At 53.5% G+C, this 19,949-nt stretch carries 16 protein-coding genes; 9 read left to right on the plus strand and 7 right to left on the minus strand.

The features are described from left to right. Positions 1–64: 64 nt before the first annotated feature. Genes L1D47_RS05805 through L1D47_RS05830 form a run of 6 tightly spaced genes read right to left on the minus strand, consistent with a single transcriptional unit; the run spans position 65 to position 4,610 of the window. The gene (locus tag L1D47_RS05805; RefSeq protein WP_239883067.1) at positions 65–778 is read right to left on the minus strand and encodes an HAD-IA family hydrolase; all 714 of its coding nucleotides are present in this window, start codon (positions 776–778) and stop codon (positions 65–67) included. 1 nt (position 779) lies between these two features. Continuing rightward, positions 780–1,673 (minus strand): tyrosine recombinase XerC, encoded by an 894-nt coding sequence (gene xerC / locus L1D47_RS05810; RefSeq protein ID WP_239882932.1) that lies wholly within the window; start codon positions 1,671–1,673, stop codon positions 780–782. Between the two features lie 7 nt (positions 1,674–1,680). After that, positions 1,681–2,307, minus strand: coding sequence for a DUF484 family protein (locus L1D47_RS05815; protein WP_152619161.1), 627 nt, complete (start codon positions 2,305–2,307; stop codon positions 1,681–1,683). 8 nt (positions 2,308–2,315) lie between these two features. After that, positions 2,316–3,155, minus strand: a complete 840-nt coding sequence (gene dapF / locus L1D47_RS05820; protein WP_239882936.1) for a diaminopimelate epimerase — start codon at positions 3,153–3,155, stop codon at positions 2,316–2,318. A 37-nt stretch (positions 3,156–3,192) separates the two neighbouring features. After that, a complete protein-coding gene (lysA, locus tag L1D47_RS05825) occupies positions 3,193–4,437 on the minus strand; it encodes a diaminopimelate decarboxylase (protein ID WP_239882937.1) in 1,245 nt (414 codons plus the stop codon). A 5-nt stretch (positions 4,438–4,442) separates the two neighbouring features. Continuing rightward, positions 4,443–4,610, minus strand: coding sequence for a lipoprotein (locus L1D47_RS05830; protein ID WP_082035639.1), 168 nt, complete (start codon positions 4,608–4,610; stop codon positions 4,443–4,445). Between the two features lie 530 nt (positions 4,611–5,140). Between L1D47_RS05830 and cyaY the strand changes: the two genes are divergently transcribed. Continuing rightward, a complete protein-coding gene (gene cyaY, locus L1D47_RS05835; RefSeq protein WP_041510749.1) occupies positions 5,141–5,473 on the plus strand; it encodes an iron donor protein CyaY in 333 nt (110 codons plus the stop codon). Positions 5,474–5,480: 7 nt separating this feature from the next. Here cyaY and L1D47_RS05840 read toward each other — a convergent pair whose 3' ends face one another. Beyond that, positions 5,481–7,901, minus strand: a complete 2,421-nt coding sequence (locus L1D47_RS05840) for a class I adenylate cyclase (RefSeq protein ID WP_239882939.1) — start codon at positions 7,899–7,901, stop codon at positions 5,481–5,483. A gap of 209 nt (positions 7,902–8,110) precedes the next feature. Here L1D47_RS05840 and hemC point away from each other — a divergent pair, with 209 nt between their 5' ends. The 8 genes from hemC (at position 8,111) to L1D47_RS05880 (ending at position 19,846) form a co-directional block, all read left to right on the plus strand. Continuing rightward, entirely contained in the window at positions 8,111–9,040 is a 930-nt protein-coding gene (gene hemC / locus L1D47_RS05845) for a hydroxymethylbilane synthase (protein WP_041510748.1), read from the plus strand. 2 nt (positions 9,041–9,042) lie between these two features. Further along, on the plus strand, positions 9,043–9,774 hold the full coding sequence (locus L1D47_RS05850) for a uroporphyrinogen-III synthase (protein ID WP_239882943.1): 732 nt from the start codon (positions 9,043–9,045) through the stop codon (positions 9,772–9,774). Between the two features lie 54 nt (positions 9,775–9,828). After that, the gene (locus L1D47_RS05855; protein ID WP_239882946.1) at positions 9,829–10,971 is read left to right on the plus strand and encodes a uroporphyrinogen-III C-methyltransferase; all 1,143 of its coding nucleotides are present in this window, start codon (positions 9,829–9,831) and stop codon (positions 10,969–10,971) included. Next, a complete protein-coding gene (locus L1D47_RS05860; RefSeq protein ID WP_239882948.1) occupies positions 10,968–12,134 on the plus strand; it encodes a heme biosynthesis HemY N-terminal domain-containing protein in 1,167 nt (388 codons plus the stop codon). Before L1D47_RS05855 ends, L1D47_RS05860 begins: the two co-directional genes overlap by 4 nt. A gap of 290 nt (positions 12,135–12,424) precedes the next feature. Then, positions 12,425–14,278 carry a retention module-containing protein gene (locus tag L1D47_RS05865; protein WP_239882954.1) on the plus strand — a complete coding sequence of 618 codons (1,854 nt, stop codon included), beginning with the start codon at positions 12,425–12,427 and terminating at the stop codon, positions 14,276–14,278. After that, complete coding sequence (locus L1D47_RS05870; protein WP_239882955.1) at positions 14,226–16,031, plus strand: VCBS domain-containing protein; 1,806 nt, start codon at positions 14,226–14,228, stop codon at positions 16,029–16,031. The genes L1D47_RS05865 and L1D47_RS05870 overlap by 53 nt, the downstream gene beginning before the upstream one ends. Further along, the gene (locus tag L1D47_RS05875) at positions 15,988–16,584 is read left to right on the plus strand and encodes a VCBS domain-containing protein (protein ID WP_239882956.1); all 597 of its coding nucleotides are present in this window, start codon (positions 15,988–15,990) and stop codon (positions 16,582–16,584) included. The genes L1D47_RS05870 and L1D47_RS05875 overlap by 44 nt, the downstream gene beginning before the upstream one ends. After that, positions 16,577–19,846: a VCBS domain-containing protein gene (locus L1D47_RS05880; RefSeq protein WP_239882957.1), complete on the plus strand. Its 3,270-nt coding sequence runs from the start codon at positions 16,577–16,579 to the stop codon at positions 19,844–19,846. Before L1D47_RS05875 ends, L1D47_RS05880 begins: the two co-directional genes overlap by 8 nt. Positions 19,847–19,949 lie beyond the last annotated feature (103 nt).

The following is a 19,949-nucleotide window of genomic DNA, read 5'->3' on the forward strand; positions in this document are numbered from 1 at the left end:
ATGACAATAGAGGAAATAAGATTAATGGACTGTGACGCTTAGCTAAAAAGTATAAATAAGTGCCCTAGTCAATAAGCGCTAGGAGGACGTCCAAACTGCTACAGGTAATATGAGGAAGTTGCCCCAGGGCGTTTTTCTGTGGCTCCCGTCCGACCGCAGGGTTGAGCCAGGCAGATTGACACCCCGCTCGGCGCGCCCCCTGAACATCGGCCTTAAAGCTGTCACCCAGGTGCAAGAGCTGCTCACAATCGATATCGAGCCGATGACAAGCTTGATAGAACATATCGGGATAGGGTTTCATGCGGGTGCCGTTGCCTGGGTGCAGAACAAACTCAAATAGCTCGCCTAAACCAATGCGATGAGCATCGACATTGCCGTTAGTGATCCCCACCAATCGATAAGATTCGGCCAACCTGCTGAGCAGTGCCAACACCTCAGCTGGGACCCTAAAGTCTGAGCGCTGCTCCACAAAATAGGCTAAGGCCTGCTGCGCCGCCTCTGCTGCGGTTTTCCTGGCATAACCTAAGGTCATCAATCCCTGCTCCAGCGTCGCCAGACGCGCGGCCGAGGTGTCATGGGCCAACATGGGCGCTTGCTGGATAAGCTGACGCTTCAAGGCCTGCCAGTCATCCAGGCTCCAATCTTGGGTTACCGGATGTTTCTCGGCCAGGTAGCTCAGCAGGCGCCTCTCGGCCGTCATGATGATGGGCCGATTGTCATACAGGGTATCGTCCAGGTCGAAGCTGATCGCCTTGAAGGGGCGCAGACCTATGGCCACACTAACCATTGCCACCTCGCTTCTTGGCCCTGGGATGGGCGCCGTCATAGACCTTGGCAAGATGTTGAAAATCCAGGCTGGTGTAGACCTGAGTCGTCGACAGGTTGGCGTGGCCAAGCAGTTCCTGCACCGCCCTGAGATCAGCGCTGGATTCCAGCATGTGAGTCGCGAAGGAGTGACGCAGTTTGTGGGGATGCACTCGGGCGTTTAACCCCTGCTGCTGACCCCACTTGTTTAGCCTGGCCTGAATGCTTCGGTGGGCGAGGCGTTTACCCTTGGCGGTCACAAACAGGGCATCGTCTTCACAGGGCAGGCTTGCTCGCACCTTGAGCCAGTCGTCGATGGCAGTCAGCGCCATGCTACCTATGGGCACGATACGCTCCTTGCTGCCCTTACCCATGACTTTCACCTGATGCTCACCGCTGGCAATATCCCGGGTATCCAGGGCCGCCAATTCCGCCAGGCGCAAGCCGGAAGAGTAGAACAGCTCCATGATCGCCTTGTCTCGCAGCGCTAAAGGATCGTCCCCCTCGATAGCCAGAAGATGGGTCACAGAGTCGAGATCCATGTTCTTAGGCAGGGGCTTTTGCTGTTTGGGGGCGCTGAGGTTAAGGCTGGGATCTTTACTGATATAGCCCTCTTGCAGCAGATAGTGACAAAACTGCTTAAGGGCCGAAAGCGTCAGGGCGATAGAGCGAGGTCCGAGCCCCTTACGGTGCAGCTTATTGAGCACGGCTTGCAGCTGCTCGTCACTCACCTCGCCCCAGGCAAGATCTTGAGGTAAGAGCTCGCCGACCCGGTCGAGCTCGAAGCGATAATTTCTGACCGTGTGGGGAGAGAGCTGCCGCTCGTTCGCCAGATAACAGACAAATTCCTTCACCCAGTCGACAGACATAGCGATATCACAACTTAGGTAGCAGGTGATCGAGCAACTGTTTTAACTGATCCAGCAAGAGGTTATCCATTTCGGGATGAAAATGCATAGGGTCCTGGCTGGCGATGGCAAAGATCACCTGACCACACTGCTGTGACAGGCGAGACAGCGCCACCGAGCCCACCTCGCAGCCAAACAAGCGCTTGGATTCGGTTTGGGTGAGTCGGCCAAAATAGTAACCCTGTTTCAGGCGCTCACTCCAAATATTCGACAACTCGCTATCGATATCATGAACGGTGATCAGCCGCACATGGGTAAACTGAAACTGCTGCTGTAACTCACTCGACAATATCTGTCTCAAGTCCCCCAGGTCTTCGGCCTGCAACAGCTTGAGCGACAAGGCGGTATTGAACATATAGATCTGTTCGTTACGCGAGGCCATGGCCAGTAGCGAGGTGATCTCCTCTTCGAGTTGTGTCACCCTGGCTCTCAGCATCTCCTGACGACGCTCCACCAGTGAGACGGCGCCGCGCTGCTCATGGGGGATTCGCATCGCGAGTAGCAACTCTGGGTAGCGGGCGAAGAAATCGGGATTGTCGAGCAGATACTCGCGGATCAAGACTTCATCGAAGGGCAACTCGGCTTTTTTGTTCATCGCATCATTCATTGCTGTATCTGTCCATCGTATACATGTTCAGCAGGCCCCGTCATCCATAGGGGCTTACCCTCGCCTTCCCAATCAATGGTTAAGCTACCACCGGGCAGGTCGACCCGCACGCGTCTGGCCAGCTTGCCTTGCAACTGACCCACGACCACGGCCGCACAGGCACCGCTGCCACAGGCCAAGGTTTCGGCCGCGCCGCGCTCATATACCCTAAGTTTAATATGGTTTGCATCGACCACCTGCATGAAACCCACGTTCACCCCCTTGGGGAAACGCTCATGCTTGGTCAGCAAGGCACCGACCCGCTCGACGTCGGCATTCGCCACGTCATCGACCTCGAGCACGCAGTGGGGATTACCCATAGACACGGCGCCACACAAGAAGGTTTGCATCCCCTCTGGCTGCTCGGCCTGCAACAGGTAGGTCTTTTCCGCCTTCTTGGCGTTGAAAGGAATCTTGCTGGGTTCTAGCACAGGGCTCCCCATGTTGACCGTGACGCTACCGTCGCGCTCCAGCCTCAGGGTCATCTTGCCCGATGAGGTGCTGACCTTAATCTTCTGCTTATGGATCAGCCCCTTGCTCTTGACGAAGCGTGCAAAACAGCGGGCGCCGTTGCCACACTGTTCGACTTCGCTGCCATCGGCATTGAAGATGCGATAGTGAAAGTCCAGGTCAGGATCATAAGGCGGCTCCACTAACAGAAGCTGATCGAAACCTATGCCGAAATTGCGATCCGCTAAGCGCTTTATCTGCTCGGGCGAGAAATAGACATTCTGCGTCACGCCATCGACCACCATAAAGTCATTGCCTAAACCATGCATCTTGGTGAAATGGATCAAAAGTGTTTTCCTTCAATAAATAACCGGTCTCCCTTGCTTAAGGGAGGAGTTGTTCACCTTGCCACAATTGTGCGATTTTTTCTCGCTCTCTCACCAAATAATGACGATCACCATCCACCATCACCTCGGCGGCGCGAGGACGGGAGTTATAATTTGATGCCATGGTAAAGCCATAGGCGCCCGACGAGCGCACCGCTAGAAGATCGTTTGCGGCGATATTGAGCGCCCTGTCTTTACCTAAGAAGTCGCCAGTCTCACACACTGGGCCCACCACGTCATAATGACGGGTCTCACCCGGGCGAGGCACCACGGGAATGATCTTCTGCCAGGCGCTATACAAAGAAGGACGGATCAGGTCGTTCATCGCACCGTCGACCAGAGCGAAATTCTTATCGGCGTTCTCTTTCAGATAGAGCACCTGAGTCACAAAGATACCGGCATTGGCAGCGATGGCGCGACCCGGCTCGAAGATGAGTTTCAGGTCACGTCCCGCGAGCTTGGCCAGCAAGGCACTGGCATAGGCACTTGGCTCAGGCGGCTGTTCACCATCATAGGTCACGCCCAAGCCGCCGCCCACATCCAGATGGGCAATCTTAACGCCCTGTTCTGCCAAGCGATCGATAAGGGCTAACATACGATCCATAGCATCGAGGAAGGGTTGCAATTCGGTCAGCTGTGAACCGATATGACAATCGGCGCCCTTCACTGCCAAGCCAGCTAATGTATTGGCCCGCAGGAAGATCGCCTCGGCTTCTTCCATGGCGATGCCAAACTTATTCTCTTTAAGACCGGTCGAAATATAGGGATGGGTTCCGGCGTCCACATCTGGGTTCACCCGTAACGACACCGGTGCGACCTTACCCAGCCTCAAGGCGACCTCGTTTAGCTGCTCAAGCTCGGCGGCCGACTCGACGTTAAAACAGTAGATCCCCGCCTCCAGCGCCATCTCCATCTCGGCCACCGTCTTGCCGACGCCGGAGAAGACCACCTTACTCGCCTCTCCGCCGGCTTCTAATACCCGAGCAAGTTCGCCGCCGGAGACTATATCGAAACCACTCCCCAGCCGGGCTAACACATTCAACACCGCCAGATTCGAGTTGGCCTTCACCGCATAGCAGATCATGTGCGGATGGTCGGCGACCGCCTTATCGAAGGCATGCCAGTGACGCTCTAACGTGGCGCGCGAATAGATATAGAGGGGGGTGCCATAGGTGTTGGCCAGTTCGGCAACGGCACATTGCTCGGCATAGAGCTCGTCTTGTTGATAAAGAAAGTGATCCACTTGGCTTAGTCCTTATTGTTCTTCTGCTGGGTTGCTGATGTGGGCTGTTCCACCTGCGCCTTCTGGTTGTCTTCCTGTTCTGGCGATTTGTACAGAGGCCCCTTCTGTCCGCAGGCACTCAGCACAACACTCGCCAACAACATAAACAAAATCGGTTTCATCTTATTCAACATCAGACATTCCAGTATCGAGGGGATCACACACGGTAGCCAAGGGCTCCGCACCTTTTTTAATCATGTTTCTCATGATTGTATGCGCTATCTAGGCTAGAGGGGAGAAACGATGATTTTTACCCCAAACAGGATAAATCCTCGCCAAAGCCTATAAAAATCTATATTTCATATGTCTGCCATCATCAGGAAAAAACGAATTCCCTAAGCGGCACAGGCAGGCATTACCACCATCAAACAGTGTGCTCATCCGGCTTGGGACTTGCCCTTGAACAATCAATATAGAGTCTGTCTGATGTTTGCAGAGATAGGGTTAAAACGTCAAGCTTAACCCAGACTAAAAACCCCGAATATGAATATTTTTATTCATTCTCGTGCCAAGGGCAGCCAGTCCTTATCCCAGAGTGGTAAATGAAACTCCTGCTCTACATAAAACCTTAACTGCACCCAGACCTGGCCAAAGTTAGATATTTAGTAAAATTGGTATTACTATGTGGGCTCTGCAACAACCCACTCCACTGAAGGATGCCCAGATGGCAATGACAGATTCCGAGTACCATAAGCTCGCCGACGAAATGTTTAACGCCCTTGAAGATGCCATAGAGAACGCAATCGATGAGCAAGATGCCGATATCGACATCGATGCCTCAGGCAATGTTTTGCAACTCGAGTTTCAGGACAAGTCCAAGATCGTCATCAATAAGCAAGAGCCCCTGCATCAGATCTGGGTGGCGACACAGTTTGGCGGATACCATTTCTCTTACGTCGATGGCAAATGGTTAGATGAGCGCAGCGATGCTGGCGAATTTATGCCCTTCGTGCTCGCCTCTATCCTGCGTCAGGGTGGTATAGCGCTGAGCCTATAAGACGGCGTTAAAATTCGATGGCGGCCTCGTCGGCGTTGACCCCAAAGGGCTGCGCCTCTAGTCGGCCATCGACTCTTACCAGACGGAAAAACTGCGGTAGATTAAAGCGTTCGTTATCCAGATAAGAGTCGGCAAAGGCGTGATGATGGCTCACCTGACTCACCAGCTCCTCCAGGTTATTCCCCGGCTGAACATAATGATTCAGCTCATTTTTTTCATCGAGCACAAACACGTCTATCCCTTCCTTACCCGGCCGCAGGAAATATTGAATCGCGCCTATGGCGGCAAAATCTTGGATCACCTCAGGGATCTTACTAAAAGGCTCGTTGCCCAGATCTGGCCTTGGCAGCTCCAGCATACGTTGCTTGGAGAGCCGTTGATAGAAGGCCGTTGACTCACTAAGATCCTGATACACCATGCCCTTAGAGTTGAAAAACAGGCCATATTTAATGCCACCCACCTGAAGCGGGTGCACCATGGTCGAAGAGGTTTTCGCCTTGCTACACATACGATTTGCTCTGTGAACCAGCTGGCTGATGCTGCGCTCGATCTGCGAACTTAACCGGCTGGAACAGCTCACCACATCCACCTTCACCGGCTGAGGCGCCCTCTGCATTCCGGGCGTAATATGAACCAGGGCATCTAAGATGGCCTCATTGCCTTCAAAGTGATGGCAATGCCATTCTCCCCAGCTGTTTTGGCAGATCACATCCAGCGACTGCACCATATTCTTGTGATGGCGCCCCATGGAGAAAATATTGGCATTCATGTAGTCGAAAATGATCTCCTGCCCCCGCCACAACTCAGTCTCGTCGCGATTAAAATTAATCAGAAACAGCAGCTGGCGAAAATGCCATGGCTGACACAGATCCAGCTTGGATGCCCGCCAGCGACGCTCCGACATGATAGTTGGCAGACGCTTGGCTGCCTTGGTGAGCGCCCTGTCATGCCCCTTACCCTCGCCGAAGGCATACCACTGTGTTTGAGCGGTCGATACACCATTCAGGCTGGCCCAAATCAATAGCTTAGCCTTACTATGAGAGTGGAATACCGCGCGATTCCCCATGAAGTTTTTCGACTCTGGCGTGCAGCGATAAAGGTAATATTCCTTGGAGTTGTGGCTATAGATCACCGTCAGGTGCCCCTCGGCCACAGATCGCGTCCAGAGCCGATTGAGGCTGATGATCTGCTTATCATCCTCACTAAAATAGGTGTGTAGCTTACGGGTCAACAGGCCCAGCTCGGAGATCTTCAGGCTGTCGCTCAACTTGTTGGCCGAGGCAAATTGCAGCAGGGTCTGATAGCAGCCAAGCATCAACTCATTGAGTTGTTCGTTGAACCACTGTAATTGGCCACAGTGCCAGCTGGCGCACTGATCTAAGGTGCGCAGCAAATTGTCAGACCAACCCCAACGCGTCACCAGCGACTGCAACTTGTAGTAGCGCCAGTCTTTGGGGTGTTCGGCGACCGTCAGCCTGATACCACATTTCAAATAGAAACAACGGCGTACAATCTCGAGGCGCCTCTTATCTCCCTTGTATTCCAGATAATGTTCGATCGACTGATACAGCAGAAAATAGGCGTCGTTGAAGGCCGAAAAATCCCCTGCCAGGGTGCGCTGCCACACCTGGGTGGTCACCAGATTACTATTGAGATAATCGCTGGCATAGGCCTCCAGCAGCATTACCTTAAGCAGCGCCTTATGGGGTTTGTCCAGTCCTTTATAGAGCTGCCACAGGGAGGCGCCAAAGTACTCACTGGCAGGCAAGTTACTCACGTCCCCCAGGAACAGATGACTCTCTATCGCCTCCGCCCCCGGCCACCAGGCGACCCGCTTACCACCGAGGCAGATGTGGCTGCGGTAAAACTCTTCGAGCAGCAACCAGTGCTGCACACTGCCACTGTTTTCACAGCCGAGGCTGGCAGCCTGATATACGCCTTCGCCACTACTGGCAAGAAACTGTTTCGGATGAACCAGATAGATATTCACTTCGAGGTCATGTTGGCCAAACCAGGCCGTCAATCGCTGGGACTTTTCCTGCAGGGAGGCAATTTCATCTTCGGCCAGGGTCGGGTCATACACCAACCAAACGTCGATATCACTCTTGGGGTTCTGGCCGAAGCTGGCGGTGCTACCCATGGTGTAGACGCCATAGATGGCACTCTGCTGCTGGTGAATCACCTGCGGCTCGCTGAGCCCAAGGGTGTCGCAGGCCTCGAGGGCATCATCACTGGGAAAGTATTCGAATATGCCGCTAGGCGTCATGGGGCCGTTGTAGCCGGGATAGTCGCTACGATGATAATGAAACAGCACAGGGATCAGTTGCATCAAATGACGCTGTAGGGGTGTCAATATGGCAAGCGCACGTGCTAAACGTACCTTGTTTAAGCGCTCCGCCGTTGCGATAAAATGCTCTTGCTCTTTCAATTTCAAGCAACCTAGTCAATTTAGCTCACCTATAGCATGCTAACAGCTTAGACAAAAACAGCAAGTATATGAGAGCTGGATCACACTTTTTCCTCATGGCGCTAAAACGGTAAACGGGTGAACTTCAAAGAATCGACAGGCATTTCTTACATATAGCAATAAGCAATGTTAGCATTAGCGCAACTATGGCCTCTGATGGAATATCGAGCATGTCTCAAAACGTCATTCGTATCGCTACACGTAAAAGTCCACTGGCAATGTGGCAAGCTGAATTTGTTAAAGCCGAACTAGAAAAAGCCCATGAGGGATTGGTCGTCGAACTTCTACCTATGAGCACCAAAGGGGATGTCATTCTGGACACGCCATTGGCAAAAGTAGGTGGTAAAGGCTTGTTCGTTAAAGAGTTGGAAGTTGCCATGCTAGAAGGCAAGGCCGATATCGCCGTACACTCGATGAAAGATGTGCCGGTCGACTTCCCCGAAGGCCTGGGACTGCAGGTGATCTGCGAGCGCGAAGATCCACGTGATGCCTTCGTCTCTAATACCTATAAAAACATCGAAGAGTTGCCACAGGGCGCCATCGTCGGCACCTCGAGCCTGAGACGCCAATGCCAGATCCGTGCGGCGCGTCCTGACCTAGAAATTCGCGACCTGCGCGGTAACGTCGGCACTCGTCTGGCGAAACTCGATGCCGGTAACTACGACGCCATCATCTTGGCAGCAGCCGGTCTAAAACGCCTGAAACTCGAGGAGCGTATCGCCAGCTTTATCTCGGCGGAAGACTCGCTACCTGCTAACGGCCAGGGCGCCGTGGGTATCGAATGCCGCACCGACGATGAGCGCGTCAAGGCACTGTTGGCACCACTCGAACATACAGAAACCCGCTATCGTGTCATCGCCGAGCGCGCCATGAACACTCGCCTTGAGGGTGGCTGCCAGGTACCTATCGGCGCCTACGCCGAAATCGACGGCGACACCCTGTCGCTACGCGGCCTGGTGGGTAACCCAGATGGTAGCCAGGTGATCCGCGGCGCGACCAGCGGTTCTAAGCAAGATGCGGAGCAGCTGGGTATTGCACTGGCCGATGAGCTGCTGTCTAAAGGCGCCAAAGCCATCTTAGATGCGGTATACGCCAAGTAAAAATGAAGCTACTACTGACGCGCCCAGAAGGGCGCAATCAGTCTATGGCCGAGGCATTGTCACAGCGTGGCGTGCCTTTTACCATAGCGCCGTTACTTCAGGTCGTCGCTAACGACGCCGCCGACCATGAGCACAAGAAAAAGCTATTTCATCAGTCTGATATCATCATCTTTATCAGCACCAACGCGGTAGAGTATGCCGATATTGCCCTAGCGTCGGATTGGCCGAAGGATAAGCAATATTTTGCGGTCGGTCAGGCAACCTACGCCGCCCTGCAAGCCAAAGGCATTACCGCCACCGAGGCTCCCGAGTCTTGTCAGCAAACCGAAGGCCTACTCACCTTACCTTCACTCCAGGCCTTAACGGCTAAGCGGATCACCATAGTCAGAGGCGTTGGTGGCAGAGAAGCCCTGGCTAGTGCACTAGCAAAGCGAGGGGCACAGGTGGACTACTGGGAGGTCTATCGCCGCGCCTGCCCTGAATTCGATCCCAGCACCGCCTTTGAATGGCAAGCGCAAGCGATTAACACCATAGTCATCACCAGTGGTGAAATTCTGGACAACCTAATTACACTTGTACCTAAAGAATTATTTGCTTGGCTGCACGCATGTCATATTATAGTGCCCAGCGAACGTGTCTATGACCAAGCCATCGCGGCAGGTTTTACACGGGTCACCAATGCAAAAGCAGCAAACCGCGACGCAGTACTCACAGCCTTAGGTTTACAGGATTAAACCTTCTTACTCAGCTGCTCGCCGATGTCGCCCTCGTCTTCAAGGATCTGCCCAATGGACAAAAATACCCAAGAGAGTAAAGTGGTCGCCACCACAGAGCACGATGAGTCTATCGATGCGACCTTTACCGAGACGCCACAGGCCAAATCGACGGTACCTCAGGAGGCCAAGCCTCCTCAGTCTAGCGGCGGGGTTTCCTGGGGGTTTCTCTTTAATCTGGTATTTATCTTGTTGCTCCTATTTGCCACGGCAACAGGTGGTTTCTACCTGTATCAGGAGTTGACCCAGCAACAGGAAAAGACGGCCGCGCTGGCTAAGCAGTTGCAACAAGGTCTCGACGACCCGCGCACCCGCATCACCCATCTGCAACAGCAGCAACGCACCTCAGAAAATCAATTCGATCAAAAGCTTGCCCAGCTACAGGCTAAACAGAATGAGGTGCAGGACCAAGTCAACAAACTGGCTCAGCGTAATCCTAATCATTGGATGGCAGAAGAGGCCAAGTATCTGGTCAGAATGGCCGGCAATAAGCTTTGGTTAGAGAAAGATTCCCAGACGGCGCTGAGTCTCTTAGAGGCCGCCGATGATCGCATCGAAACCATGAAAGATCCTTCGCTGACGCCGATCCGCAAAGCCCTGGCACGGGACATGAGCGATGTCGCCGCCATCAAGAGTACCGATGTCGCCGGCACAGTGCTTAGCCTAGACACCATCATAGAGCGCCTGCCGAAACTAAAGGTTAACCGTAGCGAATCCAAGATCAACGCCAGAGACGATTCCCTGCAAGTCACCGAGTCTATCGACGACTGGCAGACCAATTTGGCCAAGTCCTGGCAGGCTCTCATCGAAGAGTTTGTCATTATACGCAAGCGCACTACTGATCCAGCCCCCCTATTGGCACCCGATCAACAGTGGTATCTTGTTGAAAATATTCGCAACAAACTCCTACAGGCCCAGTTGGCTCTGTTCCGTCAGGATCAGGTGAACTATCGTCAGTCGGTAACGCTCGCCAGAAAGTGGATATTCCAGTACTTCGCTCTCGACGATAACAAAACCGAGCAGACACTGGCCGCCCTGGATGCCTTGGCCACGCTGGAAATCCAGTCGCCCACCATAGAACAATTTGCCGCCACGCCGCTGCTACAGCAACTGGTCTCAAACGGCAGCCTGATTAAAGATCGGGAGACATCGCTATGATAAGAGCCTTGATCTACCTGGTAATCGTCATCATAGGACTAATCGCCAGCCCCTATCTGTCCTGGCTAAAAGGCTATATCTATATCGCCATCGGCGACTATGAACTGGAAACCAGCCTAGTATTTGCCATGTTTGCCGCCGTCATGTTTTACGTGGGCCTGGTCTTGCTGGAAATGCTGGTCGTCTGGAGCGTGAACCTGGTCCTAAACAGCCGTCTGTTACCGGAAAAGTGGCGCCGTAAGGCGGCCAGAAAACATACCCTGACCGGCGCCCTGGCATTGGCAGAAGAGGACTGGTCTACAGCCGAAAAAGCCATGGCCCGCGGAGCTGACAAGGGCGAAATCCCGGCGTTGAACCTGTTAGCTGCAGCCCGCGCCGCCCAGCATAGAAATGATCATGACGCCCGCGACCATTACCTCAACGAGGCGGCAAAAGACCCCGCCGCATACAAGGCTGTACTCACCACTAGGGTTAGATACATGCTACAACAGGGTGAACTCAGCCGGGCACGCGCACTACTGGACGAGCTCAATCCGACCAGCAAGAGTAAACCACCTGTGTTAGGGTTGGCGCTCGATCTCTACCGTGCCCAGCAAGATTGGTCAGCCCTCAAGCTGTTGCTTCCCATAGTTAAGAAGCGCGGGATTATCGACGAGACTGAGCATCAGCAGCTCAACGCCGAAGTGAATCTGGCCCTGCTCAGGCAAGCTGCCGGCCAGAACGAACAGGCATTAGAAAAAGCCTGGCACTGGCTTAGCCGTGCAGAACGCAAACAAACCGAGTTTATTGCACAATATGCCCTGGGCCTAGCTAAATTCGAGCGTAGAGACGAGGCGATCAAGCTCTTGATGAAGCAGGCAAAACAGCAGCCGACGCAGGCGATATTCGACGCTCTTCCCCAAGTGCTGACCCCCGCCGATCTCGACGCAAGAAAGCAACTTTTTGAACTTGAAAAGAAACTCGGCGAACAGACCGAATACCAAGCCTGTATCGCCGCCCTGTATGATCAGAGCAAGGAGTTCAGAGAATCACAGAAATGGTGGTTAAGAGTCTGTCAACAATCCCCCACTAAACAGCGTTGGCTGGCGCTTGCCGAGGCCTGCGAACACCTGGGAGAACAGAACCAAGCGCTACAAAATTACCGTAAAGCGGCAATTTTTTGACGCTTTCTTATACTGTTTTTAGATAAGAAACCACCATCACTGGTGGTTTTTTGTTTTTAAAGGAGTCCCTAACTTGCTTCCTTCCATATAACCCTCTCTAAAACAATCAATTAGTTGTACTTTTATCAAAACACTGTATTTGCCCCTATTTTTCGCTTAATTGCCGCTATTTGACAGCTATTCAATGCCAACCACACTTAAAGAGATAAACCAGGTGGATATACCAATAGCAAGCGCAAAACAGAACTCTTTTGCTCTTGATTTTACACTTAGTAGAGCGAGAAATGATTATGGGTGCTTCAATCACAACACAGGATGCAGTAGTTGTTAACCTTGTAGGCGAACTCAAGGTTAAAGATGAACAAGGAAATATCAGAGAGGTAAAAATAGGCGACCTGATCCATGCCGGGGAGCAACTTATATTTTCACCCAATGTTAAGTTTAATCTTGAATATGAAGATGGCTCATCAACGACCCAAGCCAACTTGATGCAAGATACACTTAATCAAGACACAACGCTCAGCAATGCTACCAGCCAGGGACAACAGAATGGCGCCGCGCCCGAAACCGATACGCCAGTAGCTCTGGATCCCGAAATCGCAGCACTGCAAGCCCAGATACTAGCCGGTGATGATCCGACCCAAGGACTGCCAGAAACAGCGGCCGGAGCCGGTACTGGCGGTAATGAAGGCGGATCCGACTTCGTATCCGTTGGCAGAGCCGGCGATGAGACACTTGCCGATGCGGGCTGGGACACAACAGGTTTCCCACTGACATCGGATACCACGGTTGAAGAAGTGATCATTCCCGAGCTTCAACCCACGCCAACAGTATCCTCTGCGACCTTCTCGCTATTTGAGGCCAACCTAGCGCAGGGCAGCTCACCGTCTGCCCTATTAACCAATTTTGCCAACAGTATTCAAACCGCAGCAGATGCAGGCATTAGTAGCCTCACCATTAATAGCATCAACATCATTAGTGGCGGCCAATTTGCCGGTCCTATAGTGATCAATACTCCAAACGGTGTCCTCACTATTACAGGCTTTGACAGCGCATCGGGACAATTTACCTACGACTATGCTTTCAATAGCGCAGCCGATCACAGCGCAGGCGATCAACTGCAATTCCTGTTCAACATTGAACTGATCGATAATCAGGGCGCTGTCGCCACAGGTACCATTACAGTCAATATTATCGATGATCAACCTACAGGGTTCGCCGACAGCAATGCCGTCACAGAAGATTCGGCCACCGTGGCAACAGGCAACTTGCTCGTCAACGACACCCTGGGTGCAGACTCAGCTCAGGTTACAGCCGTCACCAATAACCAAGGCACCTCCATCAACCTTGGTGAGACCAATAGCATCCAAGGCCAGTTCGGGGTACTCACCCTGTTTGCCGATGGCAGCTATAGCTATCAACTCAGCAATGGCTCCGACTCAGTACAATCACTTGCGCTCGGTGAGCAGATAACAGAAACCTTTAATTACCTGCTAACCGACAGCGACGGCGACGCGGTACTCGTCCCACTGACCATTACCATCACGGGTACTAACGATCTCCCGATACTGACAATTGACGGCCTAGGTGACGTAACAGAAGATGCCAGCAACCCTAACCTGACCGACAGCGGCGCGCTCAGCTTCACCGATGTGGATGTCAACAACACCCACAGCGTCACCGAGCTCTACAACAATGACATCAGCTGGAGCGGCGGTGACCTGGCCAGCGTACTCAGCGCCGGCCAAGTCCAGAGCCTGATTGATGGCTTCAGCGTCGACAGCGACAGCTGGGACTACAGTATTCTTAATTCTCTGGTGCAGTTCCTTGCTGAAGATGAGACCATCACCTTAAGCTTCGAGGTCACGGTCACCGACAACGATGGCGGGTCTGACACCAAGACGGTCAGCCTCACCATTACCGGTACTAACGACCTGCCGGTGCTCACCGTGGATGCCACAGGTGGCGTGACCGAAGATGCCAGCAACCCTAACCTGACCGACAGCGGCGCGCTGAGCTTCACCGATGTGGATGTCAACAACACCCACAGCGTCACCGAGCTCTACAACAATGACATCAGCTGGAGCGGCGGTGACCTGGCCAGCGTACTCAGCGCCGGCCAAATCCAGAGCTGNCTGGCCTGACACCAAGACGGTCAGCCTCACCATTACCGGTACTAACGACCTGCCGGTGCTCACCGTGGATGCCACAGGTGGCGTGACCGAAGATGCCAGCAACCCTAACCTGACCGACAGCGGCGCGCTGAGCTTCACCGATGTGGATGTCAACAACACCCACAGCGTCACCGAGCTCTACAACAATGACATCAGCTGGAGCGGCGGTGACCTGGCCAGCGTACTCAGCGCCGGCCAAATCCAGAGCCTGATTGATGGCTTCAGCGTCGACAGCGACAGCTGGGATTACAGCATCCTCAACAGTGATGTGCAGTTCCTCGCCCTAGGCGAGACCATCACCTTAAGCTTCGAGGTCACGGTCACCGACAACGATGGCGGCACTGACACCAAGACGGTCAGCCTCACCATTACCGGTACTAACGACCTGCCGGTGCTCACCGTGGATGCCACAGGTGGCGTGACCGAAGATGCCAGCAACCCTAACCTGACCGACAGCGGCGCGCTGAGCTTCACCGATGTGGATGTCAACAACACCCACAGCGTCACCGAGCTCTACAACAATGACATCAGCTGGAGCGGCGGTGACCTGGCCAGCGTACTCAGCGCCGGCCAAATCCAGAGCCTGATTGATGGCTTCAGCGTCGACAGCGACAGCTGGGACTACAGCATCCTCAACTCTCTGGTGCAGTTCCTCGCCCTAGGTGAGACCATCACCTTAAGCTTCGAGGTCACGGTCACCGACAACGATGGCGGGTCTGACACCAAGACGGTCAGCCTCACCATTACCGGCACCAATGACCTGCCGGTGCTCACCGTGGATGCCACAGGTGGTGTGACCGAAGATGCCAGCAATCCTAACCTGACCGACAGCGGCGCCCTCAGCTTCACCGACGTGGATGTCAACAACACCCACAGCGTCACCGAGCTCTACAACAATGACATCAGCTGGAGCGGCGGTGACCTGGCCAGCGTACTCAGCGCCGGCCAAATCCAGAGCCTGATTGATGGCTTCAGCGTCGACAGCGACAGCTGGGACTACAGCATCCTCAACTCTCTGGTGCAGTTCCTCGCCCTAGGTGAGACCATCACCTTAAGCTTCGAGGTCACGGTCACCGACAACGATGGCGGGTCTGACACCAAGACGGTCAGCCTCACCATTACCGGCACCAATGACCTGCCGGTGCTCACCGTGGATGCCACAGGTGGTGTGACCGAAGATGCCAGCAATCCTAACCTGACACCTGCCCTGCCGGTGCTCACCGTGGATGCCACAGGTGGTGTGACCGAAGATGCCAGCAATCCTAACCTGACCGACAGCGGCGCCCTCAGCTTCACCGACGTGGATGTCAACAACACCCACAGCGTCACCGAGCTCTACAACAATGACATCAGCTGGAGCGGCGGTGACCTGGCCAGCGTACTCAGCGCCGGCCAAATCCAGAGCCTGATTGATGGCTTCAGCGTCGACAGCGACGGCTGGGATTACAGCATCCTTAACAGCGACGTGCAGTTCCTCGCCCTGGGCGAGACCATCACCTTAAGCTTCGAGGTCACGGTCACCGACAACGATGGCGGGTCTGACACCAAGACGGTCAGCCTCACCATTACCGGCACCAATGACCTGCCGGTGCTCACCGTGGATGCCACAGGTGGTGTGACCGAAGATGCCAGCAATCCTAACCTGACCGACAGCGGCGCCCTCAGCTTCACCGACGTGGATGTCAACAACACCCACAGCGTCACCGAGCTCTACAACAATTGAGGTCACGGTCACCGACAACGATGGCGGGTCTGACACCAAGACGGTCAGCCTCACCATTACCGGCACCAATGACCTGCCGGTGCTCACCGTGGATGCCACAGGTGGTGTGACCGAAGATGCCAGCAATCCTAACCTGACCGACAGCGGCGCCCTCAGCTTCACCGACGTGGATGTCAACAACACCCACAGCGTCACCGAGCTCTACAACAATGACATCAGCTGGAGCGGCGGTAACCTGACCAGCGTGCTCAGCGCCGGCCAAATCCAGAGCCTGATTGATGGCTTCAGCGTCGACAGCGACGGCTGGGATTACAGCATCCTTAACAGCGACGTGCAGTTCCTCGCCCTGGGCGAGACCATCACCTTAAGCTTCGAGGTCACGGTCACCGACAACGATGGCGGCACTGACACCAAGACCGTCAGCCTCACCATTACCGGTACTAACGACCTGCCGGTGCTCACCGTGGATGCCACAGGTGGTGTGACCGAAGATGCCAGCAACCCTAACCTGACCGACAGCGGCGCGCTCAGCTTCACCGACGTGGATGTCTGACCTGACCAGCGTACTCAGCGCCGGCCAAATCCAGAGCCTGATTGATGGCTTCAGCGTCGACAGCGACAGCTGGGACTACAGTATTCTTAATTCTCTGGTGCAGTTCCTTGCTGAAGATGAGACCATCACCTTAAGCTTCGAGGTCACGGTCACCGACAACGATGGCGGGTCTGACACCAAGACGGTCAGCCTCACCATTACCGGCACCAATGACCTGCCGGTGCTCACCGTAGATGCCACAGGTGGTGTGACCGAAGATGCCAGCAATCCTAACCTGACCGACAGCGGCGCCCTCAGCTTCACCGACGTGGATGTCAACAACACCCACAGCGTCACCGAGCTCTACAACAATGACATCAGCTGGAGCGGCGGCGACCTGACCAGCGTACTCAGCGCCGGCCAAATTCAGAGCCTGATTGATGGCTTCAGCGTCGACAGTGACAGCTGGGACTACAGCATCCTCAACAGTGATGTGCAGTTCCTCGCCCTAGGTGAGACCATCACCTTAAGCTTCGAGGTCACGGTCACCGATAACGATGGCGGGTCTGACACCAAGACGGTCAGCCTCACCATTACCGGTACTAACGACCTGCCGGTGCTCACCGTGGATGCCACAGGTGGTGTGACCGAAGATGCCAGCAACCCTAACCTGACCGACAGCGGCGCCCTCAGCTTCACCGACGTGGATGTCAACAACACCCACAGCGTCACCGAGCTCTACAACAATGACATCAGCTGGAGCGGCGGTAACCTGACCAGCGTGCTCAGCGCCGGCCAAATCCAGAGCCTCATCGATGGCTTCAGCGTCGACAGCGACGGCTGGGATTACAGTATCCTTAACAGCGACGTGCAGTTCCTCGCCCTGGGCGAGACCATCACCTTAAGCTTCGAGGTCACGGTCACCGACAACGATGGCGGCACTGACACCAAGACCGTCAGCCTCACCATTACCGGTACTAACGACCTGCCGGTGCTCACCGTGGATGCCACAGGTGGTGTGACCGAAGATGCCAGCAACCCTAACCTGACCGACAGCGGCGCGCTCAGCTTCACCGACGTGGATGTCAACAACACCCACAGCGTCACCGAGCTCTACAACAATGACATCAGCTGGAGCGGCGGCGACCTGACCAGCGTACTCAGCGCCGGCCAAATCCAGAGCCTGATTGATGGCTTCAGCGTCGACAGCGACAGCTGGGACTACAGTATTCTTAATTCTCTGGTGCAGTTCCTTGCTGAAGATGAGACCATCACCTTAAGCTTCGAGGTCACGGTCACCGACAACGATGGCGGGTCTGACACCAAGACGGTCAGCCTCACCATTACCGGCACCAATGACCTGCCGGTGCTCACCGTGGATGCCACAGGTGGCGTGACCGAAGATGCCAGCAACCCTAACCTGACCGACAGCGGCGCGCTGAGCTTCACCGATGTGGATGTCAACAACACCCACAGCGTCACCGAGCTCTACAACAATGACATCAGCTGGAGCGGTGGCGATCTCACCAGCGTACTCAGCGCCGGCCAAATTCAGAGCCTGATTGATGGCTTCAGCGTCGACAGTGACAGCTGGGACTACAGCATCCTCAACTCTCTGGTGCAGTTCCTTGCTGAAGATGAAACCATCACCCTGAGTTTCAATGTCACAGTCACTGATAATGACGGTGGCACAGATACTCAAACAGTCACAATCACCATCAATGGAACTAACGATCCAATTGAAGGCGAATTTGCTAAAGAGATCTGGGTACCGGCATCGCTTGCTGAAATAGCCATACCTTACCTTGATGGCTATCCACTCAATATTGATATACCAACGGACCAAGACTACACAGATGTCATCACTATCACAGGATTGAATCTATCCTTCGTCGATCCTGACGAGACAGCAGAAATAGGCCAGATCTGGTATCTGGATGATGATACAGGGGTATTGACCCTATATGACTTCGATAATCCAGTCGTGCTTTCAGCTTCTGAGCTCGGTAGCTTAGTGTATTTGCCTGGAAACAACGCCGAGCTAGACGATCAGCTAGATATCAATCTAACCTTTACAGTTAACTCGGGGTCCGACAGTGTCGACGGTAACTTTGTCATTCACACGGTTCCCGCCAACAGTCTAGGTGGAAATACTGTGCTTATCGGTGATGGTTCATCACCACTGACTTCAGGTAATGATCAAGATGCCTTCCTGACCGTTAGTAGCGCATTTGCCAGCGCCATCAACTTAGATCCAAGCAGTGGTGCATTAGATCTGTTTACTGATTTCCAAAAATCGCCTTTCGATATCCCAATTCCAAACAGCGAAATTGGCGGACAGACAGGTATAGAAAGGGAGGAGGAAGTATCAGTAAGGCTGACCATCAACGGTATCACCTTCATTGTGATAGCGGCAGCTAATGGCGTAACGGATTGGTTTTATGATGCTGATTCGGGTCTGATGAGTGCCCATATCTCTTATACAAACATCCTTATGGAATCAGACAATAGTATTACGCTTGCCGATTACCTGAATGCCAATCCTGTCGATCCCGGTGATATTTGGACCATTACCTACTTGGATAACGATGGTGGCTCATATCAGGCACGTTTTGTTCAAGCCACCTTTACCCATGAGCTACTCCCCGATACCGCCGTAACCGTAACTGGTACGGATAATGTTGATAACCTCATCTTCGGTACCACAGAGGGTGACTCTCTAACTGGGGCAAACCTCGATGACGAAATATATGGTCGAGAAGGCAACGACTCTATATTCGGCTTGGAAGGCGACGATCAACTCATCGGTGGTTCCGGTGACGATCTGATCCAAGGTGGAAGTGGTAATGACATCATTCTAGGAGGCTTAGGAAACGATACTATCGATGGTGGCACAGGTGCCGATATCCTCATTGGTGGTGCAGGTAGCGATACCATAGATGCAGGTATCGATAGCGATATAGATACCTTGGTTTGGGATCTTGGTTCCGACGATAACAGCTTAGATACTGTGCTCAATTTCGACATCAGTATGGATCAGTTAGATTTGTCAGCAATCTTAGTCGACGAAGAGAATGGTATGTACTCTCTAGATCAATACTTAGCATTCAATTTCAGCGGGGGGAATACTGAGATCTCTGTCGATGCCAACCATGATGGAATCGTTGATCTCACGATCGTGTTGAACAATGTTGACTTAACCAATAACAACACCTTAAGCGATACACAGATCATCAATAATCTACTCGGCAACGAAAACCTGATTATTGATACAATTCCATAACAGCCGACATTGTCGCGACACCCTACAAGGTCAAACCCTAATAATTAGTGGTTTGACCTTTTTATTTGTCAATCACAAGCATTACAAACTGCGAGAATACCTT

It is taken from the genome of Shewanella sp. Isolate7 (genome assembly GCF_022398425.1).
Classification (GTDB): domain Bacteria; phylum Pseudomonadota; class Gammaproteobacteria; order Enterobacterales; family Shewanellaceae; genus Shewanella.

Excerpts from the sequence above, each read along its gene's own strand:
- xerC (WP_239882932.1), bottom strand. The coding sequence starts at position 1,673 with ATGTCTGTCGACTGGGTGAAGGAATTTGTCTGTTATCTGGCGAACGAG.
- L1D47_RS05815 (WP_152619161.1), bottom strand. The coding sequence starts at position 2,307 with ATGAACAAAAAAGCCGAGTTGCCCTTCGATGAAGTCTTGATCCGCGAG.
- L1D47_RS05830 (WP_082035639.1), bottom strand. The coding sequence starts at position 4,610 with ATGTTGAATAAGATGAAACCGATTTTGTTTATGTTGTTGGCGAGTGTT.
- cyaY (WP_041510749.1), top strand. The coding sequence starts at position 5,141 with ATGGCAATGACAGATTCCGAGTACCATAAGCTCGCCGACGAAATGTTT.
- hemC (WP_041510748.1), top strand. The coding sequence starts at position 8,111 with ATGTCTCAAAACGTCATTCGTATCGCTACACGTAAAAGTCCACTGGCA.
- L1D47_RS05850 (WP_239882943.1), top strand. The coding sequence starts at position 9,043 with ATGAAGCTACTACTGACGCGCCCAGAAGGGCGCAATCAGTCTATGGCC.
- L1D47_RS05855 (WP_239882946.1), top strand. The coding sequence starts at position 9,829 with ATGGACAAAAATACCCAAGAGAGTAAAGTGGTCGCCACCACAGAGCAC.
- L1D47_RS05860 (WP_239882948.1), top strand. The coding sequence starts at position 10,968 with ATGATAAGAGCCTTGATCTACCTGGTAATCGTCATCATAGGACTAATC.
- L1D47_RS05875 (WP_239882956.1), top strand. The coding sequence starts at position 15,988 with ATGTCAACAACACCCACAGCGTCACCGAGCTCTACAACAATTGAGGTC.
- L1D47_RS05880 (WP_239882957.1), top strand. The coding sequence starts at position 16,577 with ATGTCTGACCTGACCAGCGTACTCAGCGCCGGCCAAATCCAGAGCCTG.